The sequence below is a fragment of the Edaphosphingomonas fennica genome (assembly GCF_003034225.1).
GTDB lineage: Bacteria > Pseudomonadota > Alphaproteobacteria > Sphingomonadales > Sphingomonadaceae > Sphingomonas_E > Sphingomonas_E fennica.
The window spans coordinates 68,974-85,336 of sequence record NZ_PHHF01000023.1 but is presented as its reverse complement, the minus strand read 5'-3'; the positions used below and the strand labels follow the sequence as shown (position 1 = coordinate 85,336).

Below are 16,363 nucleotides of genomic sequence, written 5' to 3'. Positions count from 1 at the left end.
CTGCTAGTCGCGCGGCGCATTCCACCCAATTAAAAGGCATATCCGGATGGCCGAAGAAGAAGGCATCGCGAACATGGGCGAAACGCTCGCCAACGGCGAGGACAACCTGCCCCAGGTGGCGTTGATCGCCCAATATGTGAAGGATCTGTCTTTCGAGAATCCGAACGCGCCGGCCGTGTATCAGTGGCAGGGCCAGCCGCAGATCGACGTGCAGTTCAACATCCGCGCCGATACGCTGGGCGAGGACGTGCACGAAGTGGCGCTGAAGATCGATGTCACCGCCGCCGCCGATCAGGGCGTCGCCTTCAAGGCGGATCTGCTGTTCGCCGGCCTGTTCGGCATCCGCAACGTGCCGCAGGACCAGCTCCAGGGCTTCCTGCTGGCCGAAGCGCCCCGCCTGCTCTTCCCCTTCGCCCGGCGCGTGCTGGCCGATGCGGTGCGCGACGGCAATTTCCCGCCGCTGATGCTGGAGCCGATCGATTTCGGCGCGCTCTATCTTCAGCAGCAGGCCCAGGCGCAGGCGCTGGGCACCGGCGAACCGGCCGGCCAGGCCTGATGTTCGCGGGGCCGGCGCTTCCGGCCCCGTCCCTTCCGGGCCGGCCCGCCGGCCGGCCCCGAGGCTTGCGACCATGAACAGGATCGGCTTGCGCGCATGAACCTTACCAGGGCGATCGGCACGATCGGCGGGCTGACGATGATCAGCCGCATCTTCGGCTTCGCGCGCGAAATGCTGATGTCGCGCATCATGGGGGCATCAGGCGCCGCCGATGCATTCCTGGTCGCCTTCCGTCTGCCCAACACCTTCCGCCGCCTGTTCGGCGAAGGCGCCTTTTCGGCGGGCTTCGTGCCCCTGTTCAGCCAGCGGCTGCACGGGCAGGGCGGGATCGAGGATGCGCGCAAATTCTCGGAAGAGGTGCTGGCGGTGTTCCTGCCCACCCTCTTCCTCTTCACCCTCGTCTTCGAAATCGCGATGCCGGCCTTCGTGTGGGCGATCGCCTCGGGCTATGCGGACGAACCCGCCAAGTTCGCGCTCACCGTATCGCTGACGCGGATCACCTTCCCCTATCTGCTGCTGATCAGCCTCGTCTCGCTCTTTTCGGGCGTGCTCAATTCGCTGACGAAGTTCGCCGCCGCCGCCTTCGCGCCCGCGCTGCTCAACGTCGCGATGCTGGGCGCGCTGATCCTGGTGCCGGCGGGCGGGGTGAAGACGGCCTATGCGCTGGCGATCGGCGTCACCGTCGGCGGCGTGTTCCAGCTCGCCCTGTTGTGGAACGGCGCGCGCCGGGCGGGCATCTCGCTGCGCCTGCGCCGTCCGCGGATCACCCCCGGCGTGCGGCAATTCTTCGTGGTGGTGATCCCGGCCACGCTGGGCGCGGGCGTCTACCAGATCAGCCAGCTCATCGACACCTTCTTCGCCACCCGGCTGCCCGAAGGATCGATGTCGTTCCTCAATTATTCGGACAGGCTGAACCAGCTGCCGCTGTCGGTGATCGGCACCGCGCTCGGCACCGCCATCCTGCCCCAGATCAGCCGCTTCATCGCCAGGGGCGAGCCGGACGAGGCCGCCAAGGTCCAGGGCCAGGCGGTCGAGCTTTCGATGCTGCTCTGCCTGCCGGCCGCGCTGGCGCTGGCGGTCGTGGCCGGCCCGCTCTGCGCGGCGCTGTTCCAGGGCGGCAAGTTCACCGCGCATGATGCGATGGTGACGGGCAATGTGCTCGCCATCATCGTCGCCGGCCTGCCGGCCTATGTGCTGGTCAAGGTCATCACCCCCGGCTTCTATGCGCGGGAGGATACGAAGACGCCGGTGAAGACGGCCGCGATCGTGCTGATCGCCAATATCGTCCTCAACTTCGCCCTGATCCCGCTGTTCGGCATCTACGGCCTCGCCTTCGCGATCGCCGCCTGTTCCTGGCTCAATTGCCTGATGCTCTATGCGATATTGCGCGCGCGCGGCCATTTCCGCATCGAAGGCTGGCTCTGGGGGCGCATCGCCCGCCAGATCGCCGCGGGCCTGGTGATGGCCGCCGTCCTCTGGGCCCTGCGCATGGCGTTCGCGGACTGGTTCGCCGGCTCCGTGGGCAAGCGGATGATCTCGGTCATGGCCCTCGTGGGCATCGGCGGGATCGTCTATTTCGGCGCCGCCTGGCTGTTCGGCGGCATGGACAAGGAAGCAATCCGGCTGCTCACCCGCCGCCGCAGGAAGAAGGAAGCATGATGCGCATCGTCTCGGGCATCCAGCCCACCGGCAACCTCCATCTCGGCAATTATCTGGGGGCGATCCGCAACTGGGTGCGCATGCAGGATGGCCTGGGCCAGGGCGACGAATGCCTGTTCTTCCTCGCCTCGCTGCACGCGATCACCGTGCATCACGATCCCGCCCAGCTGCGCGCCAACATCCGCGAGATGGCGGCCGCGCTGATCGCCGCCGGCATCGATCCGGCGCGCTCCACCCTGTTCAGCCAGGCGGACGTGCCCGCCCATGCCGAACTGTGCTGGCTGCTGAACGGCACGGCGCGGATCGGCTGGCTGAACCGGATGACCCAGTTCAAGGAGAAATCGGGCAAGAATCGCGAGGGCGCCTCGGTCGGCCTCTATGCCTATCCGGTGCTCCAGGCGGCGGACGTGCTGCTCTACCAGGCCACCCACGTCCCCGTGGGCGAGGACCAGAAGCAGCATCTGGAGCTGGCGCGCGACGTCGCGACCAAGTTCAACACCGATTTCGAGGTGGAGCTGTTCACCCTCCCCGAACCGATCATCCCGCCGGCGGCCGCCCGCATCATGTCCTTGCGCGACGGCACGGCCAAGATGTCCAAGTCCGATCCTTCGGACATGAGCCGCATCAACCTGACCGACGATGCCGACCTGATCGTGCAGAAGATCCGCAAGGCCAAGACCGACCCGGAACCCCTGCCCGCCTCGGCGGAGGAGCTGGCCGGCCGGCCGGAGGCCCGCAACCTGGTGGGCATCTACGCCGCGCTTTCGGATGAGAGCGTGGAACAGGTGCTTGCCCGCTTCGCCGGCCAGGGCTTCGGCGCGTTCAAGCCCGCGCTGGCGGAGCTTGTGGCCGAGTCGCTGCGCCCGGTGAAGGCCCGGCTCGATGCGCTGCGCGCCGATCCTGCCGAGCTCGATCGACTGCTCGGCCTCGGCGCCGCCCGCGCCCGGGAGGCGGCCGCCCCCACGCTCGACGCCACCTACCGCGCGATGGGCCTGCGCTGGTAGGATCGAAATAGGCATTTTCCGCCAAGGCGGAGGCGGAACGACTCCGTCATAAGGATCGGAAGGCACGGGCATTATCCCCCTGAGAGCGCCCGCCCCCCCCGTTGGGCGCGATGGCCGTGCCTTCCACCCGATTGCGCCTTCGGATCATTGCCGATTTTTCATTTCGCATCCGTCGATGTTCAACGCATGTTCAGCCCTACTATGCGATACATCGGCGTTGTTATATTCCGGGGTTACAACCCTTTGCCCTGCGAGGTCGCCAGCCATGTCCTTATCTAGACGGATATTCACCCTCGCCGTGCCGGCAGCGGCGCTGCTGGCGCTTTCGGGCTGCGCCACCCCGTTCAAGGCCGATGTCGCCCGCTTCCAGGCGATGCCGGCCCCGCAGGGCCAGAGCTTCACGATCCGGCCGGCCGACCCCCGCAACGAAGGCGGCCTGGAATTCGGCCAATATGCCGATCTCGTCGCCCAGCAGCTCGTTTCCCAGGGCTATGTGCCCGCGCGCGAGGGGGCGAATGCCACCCTCACCGTCACGCTCGATTACGGCGTCGACAACGGCCAGCAGAAGGTCGTCACCCGTCCTGGCTTCGGCGCCGGCTATGGCGGCTGGGGCCGGCCCTATGGCCGCTGGGGCTATCGTTCCTCCTTCTATTATGGCTGGAACGATCCCTTCTGGTATGATCCCTGGGCCTATCCGGACGTGTCGAGCTACACCTTCTATACCAGCTATCTCGACATGACGATCAGCGGCCAGAACGGCCAGCGGCTGTTCGAGGGCAAGGCCAAGGCGCGCTCGACCACCGATAGCCTGCCCACGCTCGTGCCGAATCTGGTGCAGGCGATGTTCACCAACTTCCCGGGCCGCTCGGGCGAGGAGGTGCGCATCACCATCCCGCCGCCCAAGAAGGACTGATCCGGCCTCAGACCATGAAAAAGGCCCCGTCCGATCCATCGGCGGGGCCTTTTTCATGGGCTTGAGCTTGGGCCCGGTGCCTTGCGGAAGGATCAGCCTTCCAGCTGGCGCATCAGCAGGCGCACGTCGGCGTCCAGCTCGGCATCGGTCTGGCGCAATTTCTCGATCTGCTTCACCGCGTGGATCACGGTCGTATGGTCCCGCCCGCCGAAGCGGCGGCCGATCTCGGGCAGCGAGCGCGGCGTGAGCTGCTTGGCCAGATACATGGCGATCTGGCGGGGGCGGGCCACCTCGCGCGCGCGGCGGGATGACGCCATTTCGGATTGCTTGATGCGATAATGCTCGCACACCCGGCGCTGGATCTCGTCGATGGTGATCCGCCGCTGGGTGGCGCGCAGCATGTCCGCCAGCGTCTCCTGCGTGAACTCCATGTCGATCGGCCGGCCCGACAGCAGCGAATAGGCGACGACGCGGTTGAGCGCGCCTTCCAGCTCGCGGACGTTGGTGCTGATGCGCCGCGCCAGGAACAGCACGACATCCTCGGGCACCTTGGCCTGGGGCATCGCCTCCAGCTTCTTGACGATGATGTTCAGCCGCAGCTCGAAATCGGCGGGGTTCACGTCCGCCACCAGCCCCCAGGACAGGCGGGAAAGGATGCGGCTTTCGATCCCTTCCAGGTCCTGCGGGCTGCGATCGGCGGTGATGACGAGCCGCCGGCCGGCCGAGATGATCTCGTTCATCGTGTGGAAGAATTCTTCCTGGGTCGATTCCTTGCCGGCGATGAACTGCACGTCGTCGATCATCAGCACGTCGGCCGCGCGCAGACGGGCCTTGAAGCTGTGCGTGTCCTTGGCGCGCATCGCGGCCACGAACTCGTACATGAACTTCTCGGCGGACATGTAGATGATCCGCGCGCCCGGCTGGCGGGCCAGGAATTCCTGGCCGATCGCATGCATCAGATGCGTCTTGCCGAGGCCGGTGCCGCCATGGAGGAAGAGCGGGTTGAAACCCAGCACCCCGCCCTCGGCCACCGTGCGGGCGGCGTTGTAGGCGACCTCGTTGGCCTTGCCGACCACGAACGAATCGAAGCTGTAACGCGCCTCGAAGCCGTGCTCCACCGGCGCCTGCGCCACGGGCGCGGCCACGGGCGGCTCGGCCTCGGGCTGCGCCGCGGCCTCCGCCTCGTCGCCGGGAATCGTGAACAGCGCCGGCCGGCCGCCATCGGCGCTGATCGCCACCTTGGAAACCTGCGGCAGCATCGCCCGCCAGGCCTGCAGCAACTGCTCGGCGAAATGCGTCTCGACCCAATTGGCCATGAAATCGGAAGGCGCCGCCAGACGCACGGTGGCCTCGTCCGAATCGAACTCGACGAGCGTCACCGGCTTCAGCCACCCGTCGAAGGTGCGGGCGCCGCAGGATTTGCGCAGGCTTGCGCGAATCGCCTCCCACGCGGCCTCGAAGGGCGAAGGGGCCTGATCGATGGCCCCGGCGCCTGATTCGTCCGGCGTGGAAAGAAACGAAGCGGCTGATGTCACGTCGGTCCCTTCAGTTGGCCTCCCCACGGGCGCGCCGGGACACGAGAGAGAAAACGCCCCCTCTGCGCAATCGCCCCCGCGATCACCGCATGTTCCCGTCGTTACCGCAATCCGCACAGGCCGGAGATTCGCCGGCGCGGACCGTCTTTGTGAAAGGCGATCGGCCTCGGATCAAGGCCCCCGGATGCAACAAAAAAGAAATAATGGCGCTTGACAGCAAAAGCCGGGCTTTTGCGTGCCCGCCGCGCAAACCGCTGAATTCAGGTCATAAAAATGCAATTCCCGAAAACGTCACACAGGACGAATCGTGGAGATTCCTAGAATTCGCGATTGTCATGGAAAAGAAACGAAAAGGCCCGCCGGGGCATCATCCCCGGCGGGCCTTTAACGTGGCAGTAACGATCGGTCAGCCGAGCGCGGCGACCCGCTTCGTCAGGCGCGCGAACTTGCGCGACGCGGTATTCTTGTGGAGCACGCCCTTGGAGACGCCACGGGCCAGCTCCGGCTGGGCGGCGGCGAGCGCGGCGCTCGCGGCAGCCTTGTCGCCCGTCGAGAGCGCAAGCTCCACCTTCTTGATGAAGGTGCGGATGCGGCTCACGCGCGCGCCGTTGATCTCGGCCCGGCGTTCGTTCCGGCGGATGCGCTTCTTTGCCTGCGGCGTGTTCGCCATGTCGTCCTCAACAGATCAAAAAGGGATGCGGCGCAAGGAGCGATCCCGCGCCGGGAAGGCCGGCTTCATACACGTCTGGCGGCATTCGTCAACCTTCACGCCTGGCAGGCCGGGCAGAAGAAGGTGGATCGGCCGCCATCCACGCGCCGCGCGATGGTGGCGCCGCAGGTGCAGGCCTCGCCCTCGCGGCCATAGACGCGCCACTGGCTGGCAAAATAGCCCAGTTCGCCATTGGGCTGCACATAATCCTTGAGCGAGGAGCCCCCCGCCTCGATCGCCGCCGCCAGCACGGCGCGAATCGCCTCCACCAGCCGCCCCAGCTTCGCCCGCGTGATTCGCCCCGCCGGCGTGGCGGGTGCGATCCCGGCGATGTGGAGCGCCTCGCATACATAGATGTTGCCCAGCCCCGCCACGATCCGCTGGTCCAGCAGCAACGCCTTCACCGGCGCGATCCGCCCGTCGAAGGCGTCGCGCAGATGGGTGGCGGTCAGCCCCGGCCCCAGCGGCTCCGGCCCCAGCGCCAGGAAGGCCGGGAAATCGCCCACCGCCTCCGTCGCCACCAGATCGAGCGAACCGAAGCGGCGCGGATCGTTCAGCGCCAGCCTGCGCCCGGCTTCCGTCTCGATCACCAGATGATCGTGCTTGCCGATCGCATCCGGGTCGATCCGCCAGCTTCCCGACATGCCGAGGTGGAAGATCAGCGTGTCGCCGCGATCCGTCTCGATCAGCCCGTATTTCGCGCGCCGGCCCAGCCCGGTGACGGTGGCGCCGGTCAGCCGCTGGCGCAGGTCCGGCGGGATCGGACGGCGCAGGTCGGGCCGGCGCGGCTCCACGGTCACCAGCCTGTGCCCCTCCAGCGGGCCACGAAGGCCGCGGACGGTGGTTTCGACTTCGGGAAGCTCGGGCATGATATTGTTGCGATATGGCCCGTGACCTCGCGGGGCAACCCTTGTAGAGGCCGGGTCCATGGAAACCGTATCCTTCGGCTATTCGGACGTCAGCCCCGAGGAGAAGACCGAGCGCGTCGGCGCCGTCTTCCGCAACGTCGCCTCGCGTTACGATCTGATGAACGACGCGATGTCGGGCGGCATGCATCGCCTGTGGAAGGACCGCTTCGTCCGCCGGGTGAAGCCGCGTGCGGGCGAGGCGATCCTCGACATGGCCGGCGGCACCGGCGACATCGCCTTCCGCCATGCCCGCTCCGGCGCGCAGGTCACGGTGGCCGATATCAACCCTGCCATGCTGGAAGTGGGGATGGAGCGCGCGAAGAAGCGCGGCATCCACGGCCTGATCTGGGCGGAACAGAATGCCGAGACGCTGAGCTTCGGCGATCGCGAGTTCGATGCCTATACCATCGCCTTCGGCATCCGGAACGTCACCGATATCCCGGCCGCGCTCCGCGAGGCGCATCGCGTGCTGAAGCGCGGCGGCCGCTTCTTCTGCCTCGAATTCTCGACCAACCAGTGGCCGGGCTTCGCCGAAGCCTATGATGCCTATTCGCATCGCCTGGTGCCGAAGCTGGGCAAGCTGCTGGCCAATGACGAGGACAGCTATCGCTACCTGATCGAATCGATCCGCCGCTTCCCGGACATGCCCAGCTTCGAGCGGATGATCGCCGAGGCGGGCTTCGTCCGCACGAATGTCGAGCCGATTCTCGGCGGCCTCGTCGCCATCCACAGCGGCTGGAAGATTTGACCCACTTCATTGTCCATACTGCCCGCCTGCTGAAGTGGGGCCGAACCCTCGCGCGTCACGGCGCCTTGCTGGGCATAGAGCGCGATCCGCTTACGCCGCCGCCAGCACGTCGGATCGCCCGCATCCTGCGCATCGGCGCGCGCCTGCCCAAGGTGCCCGCTTATGCCGATGCCTTCCAGGCGATCGGCCCGGCGGCGATCAAGCTGGGCCAGAGCCTCGCCACCCGCCCCGATCTGGTGGGGGAGGAAGCCGCCAACGATCTGCTGCGCCTGCAGGATGCGCTGCCGCCTTTGCCCTTCGATCAGATCCGCGATCAGATCGAACAATCCTTCCACGGCCCGATCGACCAGCTTTTCGCGTCGATCGATCCGGTGCCGGTGGGCGCCGCCTCGATCGCGCAGGTTCATCGCGCCGTCACCACCGAGGGGCGCGAAGTCGCCGTCAAGGTGCTCCGGCCCGGCGTGGAGCGCGAATTCGCCAAGGCCATCGATACCTATGAATGGGCCGCCGCCCAGGCCGAGGCGATGGGCGGCGAGCTGGCCCGGCTGCGTCCCCGCCTAGTCATCGCGACCTTCAAGCGCTGGACCGCGCGCGAGCTCGATCTCCGGCGCGAGGCGGCATCCGCCTCCGAGCTGGCCGAAGGCATGGAGGCGGAACCCGCCTTCGTCGTTCCCGCGATCGATTGGCAGCGCACGTCGGGCAAGGTCCTCACGCTCGAATGGGTCGACGGGCTCAAGCTTTCCGATCGCGATGCGCTGGTCGCCGCCGGCCATGATCCGGGCGTGATCGCCGGCAACCTCGTCCGCGCCTTCCTCCGCCAGGCGATCGCCGAGGGCTTCTTCCACGCCGATCTCCACCAGGGCAATCTGTTCGTGCTGCCGGACGGGCGGATCGCGGCGATCGATTTCGGCATCATGGGCCGGATCGACCGGCGCGCGCGGCTGTGGCTGGCGGAGATCATCTACGGCCTCATCACCGGCAATTACCGGCGCGTGGCGGAGATTCATTTCGAGGCGCAATATGTGCCCTCCCACCACAATGTCGCCGAATTCGCCACCGCGCTGCGCGCCGTGGGCGAGCCGATGCGCGGCCGGCCGGTGAAGGAGCTGTCCGTCGGCCAGATGCTGGACGGGCTGTTCGCCATCACCCGCGATTTCGACATGCAGACCCAGCCGCACCTGCTGCTGCTGCAAAAGACGATGGTGATGGTCGAAGGCGTGGCCACCGCGCTCGATCCCGATATCAACATGTGGGAAACGGCCGCCCCCTTCGTAAGGGAATGGCTGCGGTCCGAGCTCGGCCCCGAGGCCGCGATCGCCGATCGAATCGGCGCGGACGTCCGCACCCTCGCCCGCATCCCGGATCTGATCCGCCGAATCGAGGCACGCTTCCCGGCGGAAGGCGGCGCCCCGCCCTTGCCCCCGCTGGCCGAGGTGGAGGTGGTCCGCATCAGCCCGCCCTGGCGCTACCTTTTTGTTATTGCAGCCGGATTTGCGGCGGGCTTTGCCGCTCACCTACTGCTGGGCTGAAATCCGCGATACCCGGATGGGACAATCGGGCGCCCCTTATCTGCATTGACAAAAGGTTAACTTTTCGTTCATATTTTGCAGTGCAGCGGAGCAGCCGGAAAGTGCTGTTGCCGGGTCCGCAGCCGCATAACAGGTCGCATTGTTGTTCTGTCGTTTGGCTCAGACACAGGGGATTTACCATGCGTAAAGTCCTGACCGCCGCTACGTTGCTTACCGGTACCATCATCAGCAGCGCCGCCTTCGCCGCTGTCCCCGTCACCACCGATCTCGATACCTGGAAGTCGCTCGCCGGCCCCTGGCTGGAGGACACGGAATATGGCGCCACCGGCACCAGCCTTTCCTCCGTCACGCTGGATGGCGGCGTCACGCTCAACTTCAACCATGCCGTCTCGGTCGCCGCGATCGGCAATGGCTGGGCCACCTGGTCCGGCGGCTATACCGGCGATGTCCTGCGTAATCTGGGGACCAGCTCGGTCACGGCCACGCTGGCCGATGCGGTCGACGGCTTCGGCTTCTTCCTGGAACCGAACGTCTTTTCCAACTTCCTCTTCACCATCACCACCAGCGACGGCACGGTCGTGAACCAGCTCATCCAGGGCAATTCCGGCGCCAAATTCTTCGGCTGGAACGGCCCCGGTATCACCAACTTCACCATCTCCGTCGCATCCGGCGCGGGCGGCTTCGCCTTCGGCGATTTCTTCCTCTACCGCCGCGATATCACCAACGTCCCGATCGTGCCCGAACCGGCCAGCTGGGCACTCATGATCGCCGGCTTCGGCCTGATGGGCGCCGCCCTTCGCCGTGCCCGTGCGGAGCGCGTAACCTACGCGCTGGGCTGAACGGGGGAGCCTGAAGTCCGGCCGGCCTTGCTGCATCGCGGCATATCCGCCGGTCAGGCTCCCCATTCGCCTCCTTGCGGCTCTCACGGCCGCAAGCCCGGTGCTGTTCGGCACCGCCTTTGACACAGTCTCTTGATACAGCCCCTGTCCTACGCGCGGCCGGCACGGCATAATCCCCGGATGCCAGGCCCTTCCTCCCCCGCCCATCCAGCGATCCGCGCAACCGTCCGTCCTCGCCGGCCGGGCGGCTCCCGTCTCTCGACTTCGCGCCCGATCGGCTTCATGGATGCAGCGATGGCAATCCTCAACTTCCTCAACTTCGCTCCCGCAGCCGGGGATTTTCGCGCGTGACGGGGCATCGGATTCTCCTCATCGTCGGCGGGGGAATCGCGGCCTACAAGGCGTGCGAGCTGATCCGGCTGATTCGCAAGGCGGGCATGTCGGTGCGCTGCGTGCTCACGGCGGCGGGCGAGCAGTTCGTGACGCCGATGACGCTGGCGGCGCTTTCCGAACAGCCCGTGCATACCAGCCTGTGGGATCTGAAGGACGAGGCCGAGATGGGCCATATCCAGCTCAGCCGCGAGGCCGATCTGGTGGTGGTCGCCCCGGCCACGGCCAATCTGCTCGCCCGGATGAATGCCGGCATCGCCGACGATCTCGCCACCACCCTGCTGCTCGCCACCGACAAGCCCGTGCTGGCCGCCCCGGCGATGAATGTCCGAATGTGGCAGCATGCCGCCACGCGCCGCAACGTCGCCCAGCTCCGCGCCGATGGCGTGACGGTGATGGAGCCGGACGAGGGCGCCATGGCCTGTGGGGAATATGGCCCCGGCCGCCTGCCCGATCCCGAAGCCATCCTCGCCGCGATCACCGCCCAGCTCGCGCCGGTGAAGCGCCTGCCGGCGGACGCGCGCCCGCTCGCCGGCCGGCACGTCATCGTCACCGCCGGCCCGACGCATGAGCCGATCGATCCGGTGCGCTACATCGCCAATCGCTCCTCCGGCCGGCAGGGCTTCGCCATTGCCGGCGCGCTGGCCGCGCTCGGCGCGCGCGTCACGCTGGTGGCCGGGCCTGTCGTCCTGCCAACCCCCGCCGGCGTCGATCGGGTGGACGTGGAAACCGCGCGCGAGATGGCGGCCGCCGTCGATGCCGCGCTTCCCGCCGATGCGGCGGTGATGGTCGCCGCCGTGGCCGACTGGCATGTCGCCGCCGCCGATCAGAAGATCAAGAAGCAGCCCAGCGGCGCCCCGCCCGCGCTCGCGCTCGCCGAAAATCCCGATATCCTCGCCACGCTCGCCGCCAGCCCGCGCCGGCCGGCGCTGGTGGTGGGCTTCGCGGCCGAAACGGAGCAGGTGCTCGCCCACGCCACCGCCAAGCGCGCCCGCAAGGGGGCGGACTGGATCGTGGCCAACGACGTTTCCGGCGGGAAAGGCGAAAGCGTGATGGGCGGCGCGCGCAACAGCGTCCACATCGTCACCGCCGACGGCGTGGAAAGCTGGCCCGATCTTCCCAAGGAAGCGGTGGCGACCCGTCTGGCCGATCGGATCGCCGCGGCCCTCACCGCCTGAATCCCATGCGCATCCTGTTCGTGCTGACCTCGCAGGGTCGGATGGGTGCCGGCGATCGCCCGACCGGCCTGTGGATCGAGGAATTCACCGCCCCCTATTTCCTGTTCCGCGATGCCGGGGCGGCGATCACGCTCGCCTCGCCGCTGGGCGGCCCCGTGCCCACCGATCCCACCGGCGATGCCGTGGAGCCCGTGCCGCCCTCGGTCGCGCGCTTCCGCGCCAATGCCGCCGCGCAATCCGCCCTGGCCGCAACCCGGCCCCTCGCCGCGATCGCCCCCCATGGCTTCCCCCAGGGCTTCGACGCGATCTTCTATCCCGGCGGGCTCGGCCCGATGTGGGATCTCGCCGCCGATCCCCATTCCCGCGCCCTGATCGAAACCGCCTTCACGGCCGCCACGCCCATCGCCTTCGTCTGCCACGGCCAGGCCGCTCTCGCCGCCTGCCGGGCTCCCGATGGCCGTCCGCTCGTCGCCGGCCGCCGCCTCACCGCCTTCAGCCGCGCGGAGGACGAGGCGGCCGGCCTCGTCACCCTCGCCCCCTTCGTGCTGGAGGATCGACTGCGCGCGCTGGGCGCGGATTTCCGCCACGGCCCGCCGGATGCGCCCTTCATCGTCCGCGACGGGCATCTCCTCACCGGCCAGAACCCCGCATCGTCGCTGCCGCTGGCCGAAGCGCTGCTGGCTCTTCTCACGCTTGAACCGGGATCGCCCGCGCCCTAACCCGGCAACCTCACCGCTCAGGAAAGCCCGCTCCATGTCCTTCGATCCGCGCCCCACCATCGAACTCAAGATCGTGGACCCGCGCCTCGCCGAATGGGGGCTGCCGCAATATCAGACGGATCTTTCCGCCGGCATCGATCTCCACGCCTGCATCGACGCGCCGATCGCGGTGGCGGCGCAGGCCCCCGCCATCCTCATCCCCTCGGGCATCGCGGTGCTGATGAACGATCCCAACATGGTCGCCTTCCTGCTCGCCCGTTCGGGGCTGGGCCACAAGAAGGGGCTGGTGCTGGGCCAGGCGGTCGGAACCATCGACGCCGATTATGCCAACCAGATCTTCATCAGCACCTGGAACCGCAATCCGCCCGGCAGCGATCCCATCCTGATCGAGCCGGGCGATCGCATTGCCCAGCTCGTCTTCCTCCCGATCCTGCGCCCGCAATTCGCCGTGGTCGACGAATTCAGCGCCACCACCGGCCGCGGCCTGGGCGGCTTCGGCTCCACCGGGGTCGCGCGCGGATGACGCTGAGCGACGCCCAGCTCGATCGCTATGCCCGCCATATCGTGCTGCGCGAGATCGGCGGCGCGGGCCAGCTCAGGCTGCTTTCCGCCCGTGTCGCGGTGATCGGCGCGGGCGGCATCGGTTCCCCCGCCCTCCAATATCTCGCTGCGGCCGGCATCGGCCACATCACCCTGTTCGACGATGATGTCGTCGCCCTCTCGAACCTCCAGCGGCAGACCTTGTTCGGCACGGCGGATGAGGGACGCCGCAAGGTGGATGTCGCCGCCGAACGGGTGGCCGCGCTCAACCCCGACGTGCAGCTCGAAACCCATGCCGAACGGGTGACGGCTGAAAATGCGGCGCAACTGCTTGCCGGGCACGATGTCGTCCTCGACGGGTGCGACAATTTCCGAACGCGGCTGGCGGTGGCCGATGCCGCGCTTGCCCTGCGCATCCCGCTGATATCCGCCGCCGTCGGCCAGTTCGAAGGCCAGCTCGCCACCTATCGCGGGTGGGAGGCGGACAAGCCCTGCTATCGCTGCTTCGTCGGCAACGATCCCGATCGCCCGGACGTGAGCTGCGCCGATCAGGGCGTGCTCGGCGCGCTCACCGGCGTCCTCGGCAGCCTCGCCGCGATGGAGGTGATTCGCGCCCTCACCGGCTTCGGCGAGGACGCCGCCGGCCGCCTGCTGCTGATCGACGCCCTCGCCTTCCGCTTCCGCACGCTGTCCCTGCCCAAGGACCCCGCCTGCGGCTGCCGCCACGCCGCCGGATAACCGCTGGCCATGACATCGCCGCCCGCCGCCACGCCGACCGGCCTCACCATCGTCGTCGCCACGGCGGACGGCGAACGCTTCCGCACCGCGCTGATGATGGCGCTGGCCCAAATCGCCCTCGGCGGCACCGCCCGGCTGTTCCTGCAGGAAGGCGCCGTGGCCCTGCTTCTGCCCGATGAGGTTGCGGAGGACGCCGCCCGCTATGCGGCCGCCGGGCTCCCTGCCCGCGCCGCCATATTCGCCGATGCCTTGGATGCCGGCGTCGCGATCACCGCCTGCCAGAGCGGCCTCGCCCTGATTGGCGCCACCGCCGACCGGTTCGATCCCCGCATAGAATGGGGCGGCATGATCGGGCTGCTACAGTCTCTCGACCAGGATCGGCTCGTCGTCATCTGATCCGGCAGGCCGCTGGGTCTGATCCGGCGGACTGCTCCTAAAGCCGCGGACTGCTCCGAAAGTAAGCCGGCGCAGCAACCTGCTCCGCCTCCGATCATCCCGGCGCAGGAAAACCCCACATGCAAAAAGGGGCGATCCCGCAGGACCGCCCCTCTTTCACATCCGACGCCTTGGCGCGGCTGCTTACCAGCTGCCGTAAGCCTCGTTGCCGACGAAGCCCATCTTCTCGACCTGGGCCCGCTTGGTGACGGCGAGAACCTCGTCCACCACTTCGTAGCGCGCCTGGGGGTCCGGCTGCAGGTGCAGCTCAGGAACCGGGTTCATCGTCTGCGTCTGATCCAGATACTGGCGCAGCACGGTGAGGCTCACCGGGCTGCCGTTCCAGAACACCTGGCCGGCGGGATCGATGGTCACCTTGTTCTTGACCGGATCGATCGGCGGCGGGGTCTTCTGGCTGGGATCATCAACCGGCAGATCCAGCTTCACGGCGTGGGTCTGGATCGGAATGGTGATGATGAACATGATGAGGAGCACCAGCATGACGTCGATCAACGGCGTCGTGTTGATGTCCATCATCGGCTCACCATCGGTGGTGCTTGCTGCCATTGCCATGATGGATACTCCTGATCAGAGACGCGGGCTGGTGGTGCCGGCCGGCGGCTGGGAGATGAACCCGACCCGCGCGAAGCCTGCCCGCTGCATGGTGAAGATGGCGCCGCCGATGCAACGGTAAGGCGTCTTCACGTCACCACGAATATGCGCTTCCGGCAGTTCGATGCCAGGCGCGGTCGGGCCGCCCTGCTTGTCGATCTCGGCCTTCAGTTTGACGACCGCCCTGTCGAGCAGTTCCTGCGGCGTCACCAGGGTCTGGCCCCAATAGACTTCGCACTTGCCATCGACCGAGCGCACCGAAAGCGAGACGTTCTCGGGCTTCGTCGTCGTCGGCTCGAACACGACCTTCGGCAGTTCGACTGGCACCGTCTGGACAACGACGGGAACGGTAATGAGGAAGATGATAAGCAGCACCAGCATGACGTCCACGAGTGGCGTCGTGTTGATGTCGGACATCGGCGCGTCGCTGCCCTCCGCGGGGCCGGCACTCATGGCCATAAGGTGTGATCCTGTCCTACTTCAAATTTCGCCGGCGCGTGGCCGACGGAACGACCCGGCATTCCGGCGCGGCCCCGATATCGGAGGCCGCGCCGGGCCGATTATCAAGCCTTGGTGGCGGTCGCGGCCGGCTTGGCGGCGGCCGGAGCGGCCGGCTTGGCCGAGAGGAGCGCCGGCTTCACGGCACCGTTCGAAACCATGTAGCCATGGACGTCGGTGGAGAAGGCGGCGATCTGTTCGGCGACAACCTTGTTGCGGCGGATCAGCCAGTTGTAGCCGAGCACGGCCGGAACGGCCACGGCGAGGCCGAGCGCGGTCATGATCAGAGCTTCACCGACCGGGCCGGCGACGGCGTCGATCGAGGCCTGGCCAGCCGCGCCGATCTTGATGAGCGCGCGGTAGATGCCGATCACGGTGCCGAACAGACCGATGAACGGCGCGGTCGAACCGACGGTGGCGAGCACGGCGAGGCCGTTGCCGAGCTTCGAGTTGATCGCCTGCTGGCTGCGGCCGAGCGAGCCGAGCAGCCAGTCATGCTGGTCGATCGGGTCGATCAGCTTGGTGTGCTCGTCCTGCGCGCGGAGGCCGTCGTCGACGATCTGGCGATAGGCCGAGTTCTTCTCGAGCTTGGCGGCGCCGTCCTTCAGGCTCGGCGAACCCCAGAAGGAGGTGCGCACGCGCTTGGCCTGGTTCAGGATCTTCTGCTGCTCGAGCAGCTTGGTGAACATGATGTACCAGGAGGCAGCCGACATCACCACCAGGATGATGAAGACGGCCCAGGCGATCGTTCCGCCCTGCTCCAGGGCGGCCATCAGGCCGTAGGGGTTTTCGCCGCCATGGGGCGCTGCAGCGGGGGTAGCCATTTCGGTGTTCTTCCTCTTCGTCGAATTTG

Annotated in this window: 18 protein-coding genes; 12 read left to right on the top strand and 6 right to left on the bottom strand. The window is 67.5% G+C overall.

Annotation, left to right across the window (positions count from 1 at the left end; genetic code table 11):
* The first annotated feature begins 46 nt into the window (after nt 1-46).
* The 4 genes from secB (at nt 47) to CV103_RS05610 (ending at nt 4,132) form a co-directional block, all read left to right on the top strand.
* Entirely contained in the window at nt 47-556 is a 510-nt protein-coding gene (gene secB / locus CV103_RS05625; RefSeq protein WP_015459758.1) for a protein-export chaperone SecB, read from the top strand.
* Nucleotides 557-652: 96 nt separating this feature from the next.
* A complete protein-coding gene (gene murJ / locus CV103_RS05620; protein ID WP_107394237.1) occupies nt 653-2,215 on the top strand; it encodes a murein biosynthesis integral membrane protein MurJ in 1,563 nt (520 codons plus the stop codon).
* On the top strand, nt 2,215-3,219 hold the full coding sequence (gene trpS / locus CV103_RS05615) for a tryptophan--tRNA ligase (protein ID WP_107394249.1): 1,005 nt from the start codon (nt 2,215-2,217) through the stop codon (nt 3,217-3,219). Before murJ ends, trpS begins: the two co-directional genes overlap by 1 nt.
* Nucleotides 3,220-3,484: 265 nt before the next feature.
* On the top strand, nt 3,485-4,132 hold the full coding sequence (locus CV103_RS05610) for a DUF4136 domain-containing protein (RefSeq protein ID WP_041864954.1): 648 nt from the start codon (nt 3,485-3,487) through the stop codon (nt 4,130-4,132).
* 92 nt (nt 4,133-4,224) lie between these two features.
* Here the strand turns inward: CV103_RS05610 and dnaA are convergent, their stop codons facing one another.
* The 3 genes from dnaA to mutM all read right to left on the bottom strand — a co-directional run bounded on the left by dnaA (nt 4,225) and on the right by mutM (nt 7,245).
* Nucleotides 4,225-5,613 carry a chromosomal replication initiator protein DnaA gene (gene dnaA / locus CV103_RS05605; protein WP_107394248.1) on the bottom strand — a complete coding sequence of 463 codons (1,389 nt, stop codon included), beginning with the start codon at nt 5,611-5,613 and terminating at the stop codon, nt 4,225-4,227.
* Between the two features lie 460 nt (nt 5,614-6,073).
* Nucleotides 6,074-6,337: a 30S ribosomal protein S20 gene (gene rpsT, locus CV103_RS05600; protein ID WP_015459753.1), complete on the bottom strand. Its 264-nt coding sequence runs from the start codon at nt 6,335-6,337 to the stop codon at nt 6,074-6,076.
* Between the two features lie 95 nt (nt 6,338-6,432).
* On the bottom strand, nt 6,433-7,245 hold the full coding sequence (gene mutM / locus CV103_RS05595) for a bifunctional DNA-formamidopyrimidine glycosylase/DNA-(apurinic or apyrimidinic site) lyase (RefSeq protein WP_107394236.1): 813 nt from the start codon (nt 7,243-7,245) through the stop codon (nt 6,433-6,435).
* 58 nt (nt 7,246-7,303) lie between these two features.
* Between mutM and CV103_RS05590 the strand changes: the two genes are divergently transcribed.
* The 8 genes from CV103_RS05590 (at nt 7,304) to CV103_RS05555 (ending at nt 14,361) form a co-directional block, all read left to right on the top strand.
* Nucleotides 7,304-8,032, top strand: coding sequence for a class I SAM-dependent methyltransferase (locus CV103_RS05590; protein WP_015459751.1), 729 nt, complete (start codon nt 7,304-7,306; stop codon nt 8,030-8,032).
* Nucleotides 8,029-9,561, top strand: a complete 1,533-nt coding sequence (gene ubiB, locus CV103_RS05585) for a 2-polyprenylphenol 6-hydroxylase (protein ID WP_107394235.1) — start codon at nt 8,029-8,031, stop codon at nt 9,559-9,561. The genes CV103_RS05590 and ubiB overlap by 4 nt, the downstream gene beginning before the upstream one ends.
* A 179-nt stretch (nt 9,562-9,740) precedes the next feature.
* Nucleotides 9,741-10,400 carry a PEPxxWA-CTERM sorting domain-containing protein gene (locus CV103_RS05580; RefSeq protein WP_015459749.1) on the top strand — a complete coding sequence of 220 codons (660 nt, stop codon included), beginning with the start codon at nt 9,741-9,743 and terminating at the stop codon, nt 10,398-10,400.
* Nucleotides 10,401-10,747: 347 nt separating this feature from the next.
* Nucleotides 10,748-11,968 carry a bifunctional phosphopantothenoylcysteine decarboxylase/phosphopantothenate--cysteine ligase CoaBC gene (gene coaBC, locus CV103_RS05575; RefSeq protein WP_107394234.1) on the top strand — a complete coding sequence of 407 codons (1,221 nt, stop codon included), beginning with the start codon at nt 10,748-10,750 and terminating at the stop codon, nt 11,966-11,968.
* A gap of 5 nt (nt 11,969-11,973) precedes the next feature.
* Nucleotides 11,974-12,687, top strand: a complete 714-nt coding sequence (locus tag CV103_RS05570; RefSeq protein WP_107394233.1) for a type 1 glutamine amidotransferase domain-containing protein — start codon at nt 11,974-11,976, stop codon at nt 12,685-12,687.
* Between the two features lie 34 nt (nt 12,688-12,721).
* Nucleotides 12,722-13,210, top strand: coding sequence for a dUTP diphosphatase (gene dut, locus CV103_RS05565; protein ID WP_107394232.1), 489 nt, complete (start codon nt 12,722-12,724; stop codon nt 13,208-13,210).
* Nucleotides 13,207-13,965, top strand: a complete 759-nt coding sequence (locus CV103_RS05560; protein WP_107394231.1) for a HesA/MoeB/ThiF family protein — start codon at nt 13,207-13,209, stop codon at nt 13,963-13,965. The genes dut and CV103_RS05560 overlap by 4 nt, the downstream gene beginning before the upstream one ends.
* Before the next feature lie 9 nt (nt 13,966-13,974).
* Complete coding sequence (locus tag CV103_RS05555) at nt 13,975-14,361, top strand: DsrE family protein (RefSeq protein WP_107394230.1); 387 nt, start codon at nt 13,975-13,977, stop codon at nt 14,359-14,361.
* Between the two features lie 183 nt (nt 14,362-14,544).
* Here CV103_RS05555 and CV103_RS05550 read toward each other — a convergent pair whose 3' ends face one another.
* The 3 genes from CV103_RS05550 to CV103_RS05540 form a co-directional block, all read right to left on the bottom strand.
* Nucleotides 14,545-14,973: an ExbD/TolR family protein gene (locus CV103_RS05550; RefSeq protein ID WP_015459743.1), complete on the bottom strand. Its 429-nt coding sequence runs from the start codon at nt 14,971-14,973 to the stop codon at nt 14,545-14,547.
* Between the two features lie 15 nt (nt 14,974-14,988).
* Entirely contained in the window at nt 14,989-15,471 is a 483-nt protein-coding gene (locus CV103_RS05545) for an ExbD/TolR family protein (protein ID WP_015459742.1), read from the bottom strand.
* Nucleotides 15,472-15,575: 104 nt separating this feature from the next.
* Complete coding sequence (locus CV103_RS05540; protein WP_015459741.1) at nt 15,576-16,334, bottom strand: MotA/TolQ/ExbB proton channel family protein; 759 nt, start codon at nt 16,332-16,334, stop codon at nt 15,576-15,578.
* Between the last annotated feature and the right edge of the window lie 29 nt (nt 16,335-16,363).

What these genes read in the sequence shown, in the direction of transcription:
- secB (WP_015459758.1), top strand. Translation starts at nt 47, where the DNA reads ATGGCCGAAGAAGAAGGCATCGCGAACATGGGCGAAACGCTCGCCAAC.
- murJ (WP_107394237.1), top strand. Translation starts at nt 653, where the DNA reads ATGAACCTTACCAGGGCGATCGGCACGATCGGCGGGCTGACGATGATC.
- trpS (WP_107394249.1), top strand. Translation starts at nt 2,215, where the DNA reads ATGCGCATCGTCTCGGGCATCCAGCCCACCGGCAACCTCCATCTCGGC.
- CV103_RS05610 (WP_041864954.1), top strand. Translation starts at nt 3,485, where the DNA reads ATGTCCTTATCTAGACGGATATTCACCCTCGCCGTGCCGGCAGCGGCG.
- rpsT (WP_015459753.1), bottom strand. Translation starts at nt 6,337, where the DNA reads ATGGCGAACACGCCGCAGGCAAAGAAGCGCATCCGCCGGAACGAACGC.
- mutM (WP_107394236.1), bottom strand. Translation starts at nt 7,245, where the DNA reads ATGCCCGAGCTTCCCGAAGTCGAAACCACCGTCCGCGGCCTTCGTGGC.
- CV103_RS05590 (WP_015459751.1), top strand. Translation starts at nt 7,304, where the DNA reads ATGGAAACCGTATCCTTCGGCTATTCGGACGTCAGCCCCGAGGAGAAG.
- CV103_RS05580 (WP_015459749.1), top strand. Translation starts at nt 9,741, where the DNA reads ATGCGTAAAGTCCTGACCGCCGCTACGTTGCTTACCGGTACCATCATC.
- CV103_RS05570 (WP_107394233.1), top strand. Translation starts at nt 11,974, where the DNA reads ATGCGCATCCTGTTCGTGCTGACCTCGCAGGGTCGGATGGGTGCCGGC.
- dut (WP_107394232.1), top strand. Translation starts at nt 12,722, where the DNA reads ATGTCCTTCGATCCGCGCCCCACCATCGAACTCAAGATCGTGGACCCG.
- CV103_RS05560 (WP_107394231.1), top strand. Translation starts at nt 13,207, where the DNA reads ATGACGCTGAGCGACGCCCAGCTCGATCGCTATGCCCGCCATATCGTG.
- CV103_RS05555 (WP_107394230.1), top strand. Translation starts at nt 13,975, where the DNA reads ATGACATCGCCGCCCGCCGCCACGCCGACCGGCCTCACCATCGTCGTC.
- CV103_RS05550 (WP_015459743.1), bottom strand. Translation starts at nt 14,973, where the DNA reads ATGGCAATGGCAGCAAGCACCACCGATGGTGAGCCGATGATGGACATC.
- CV103_RS05545 (WP_015459742.1), bottom strand. Translation starts at nt 15,471, where the DNA reads ATGGCCATGAGTGCCGGCCCCGCGGAGGGCAGCGACGCGCCGATGTCC.
- CV103_RS05540 (WP_015459741.1), bottom strand. Translation starts at nt 16,334, where the DNA reads ATGGCTACCCCCGCTGCAGCGCCCCATGGCGGCGAAAACCCCTACGGC.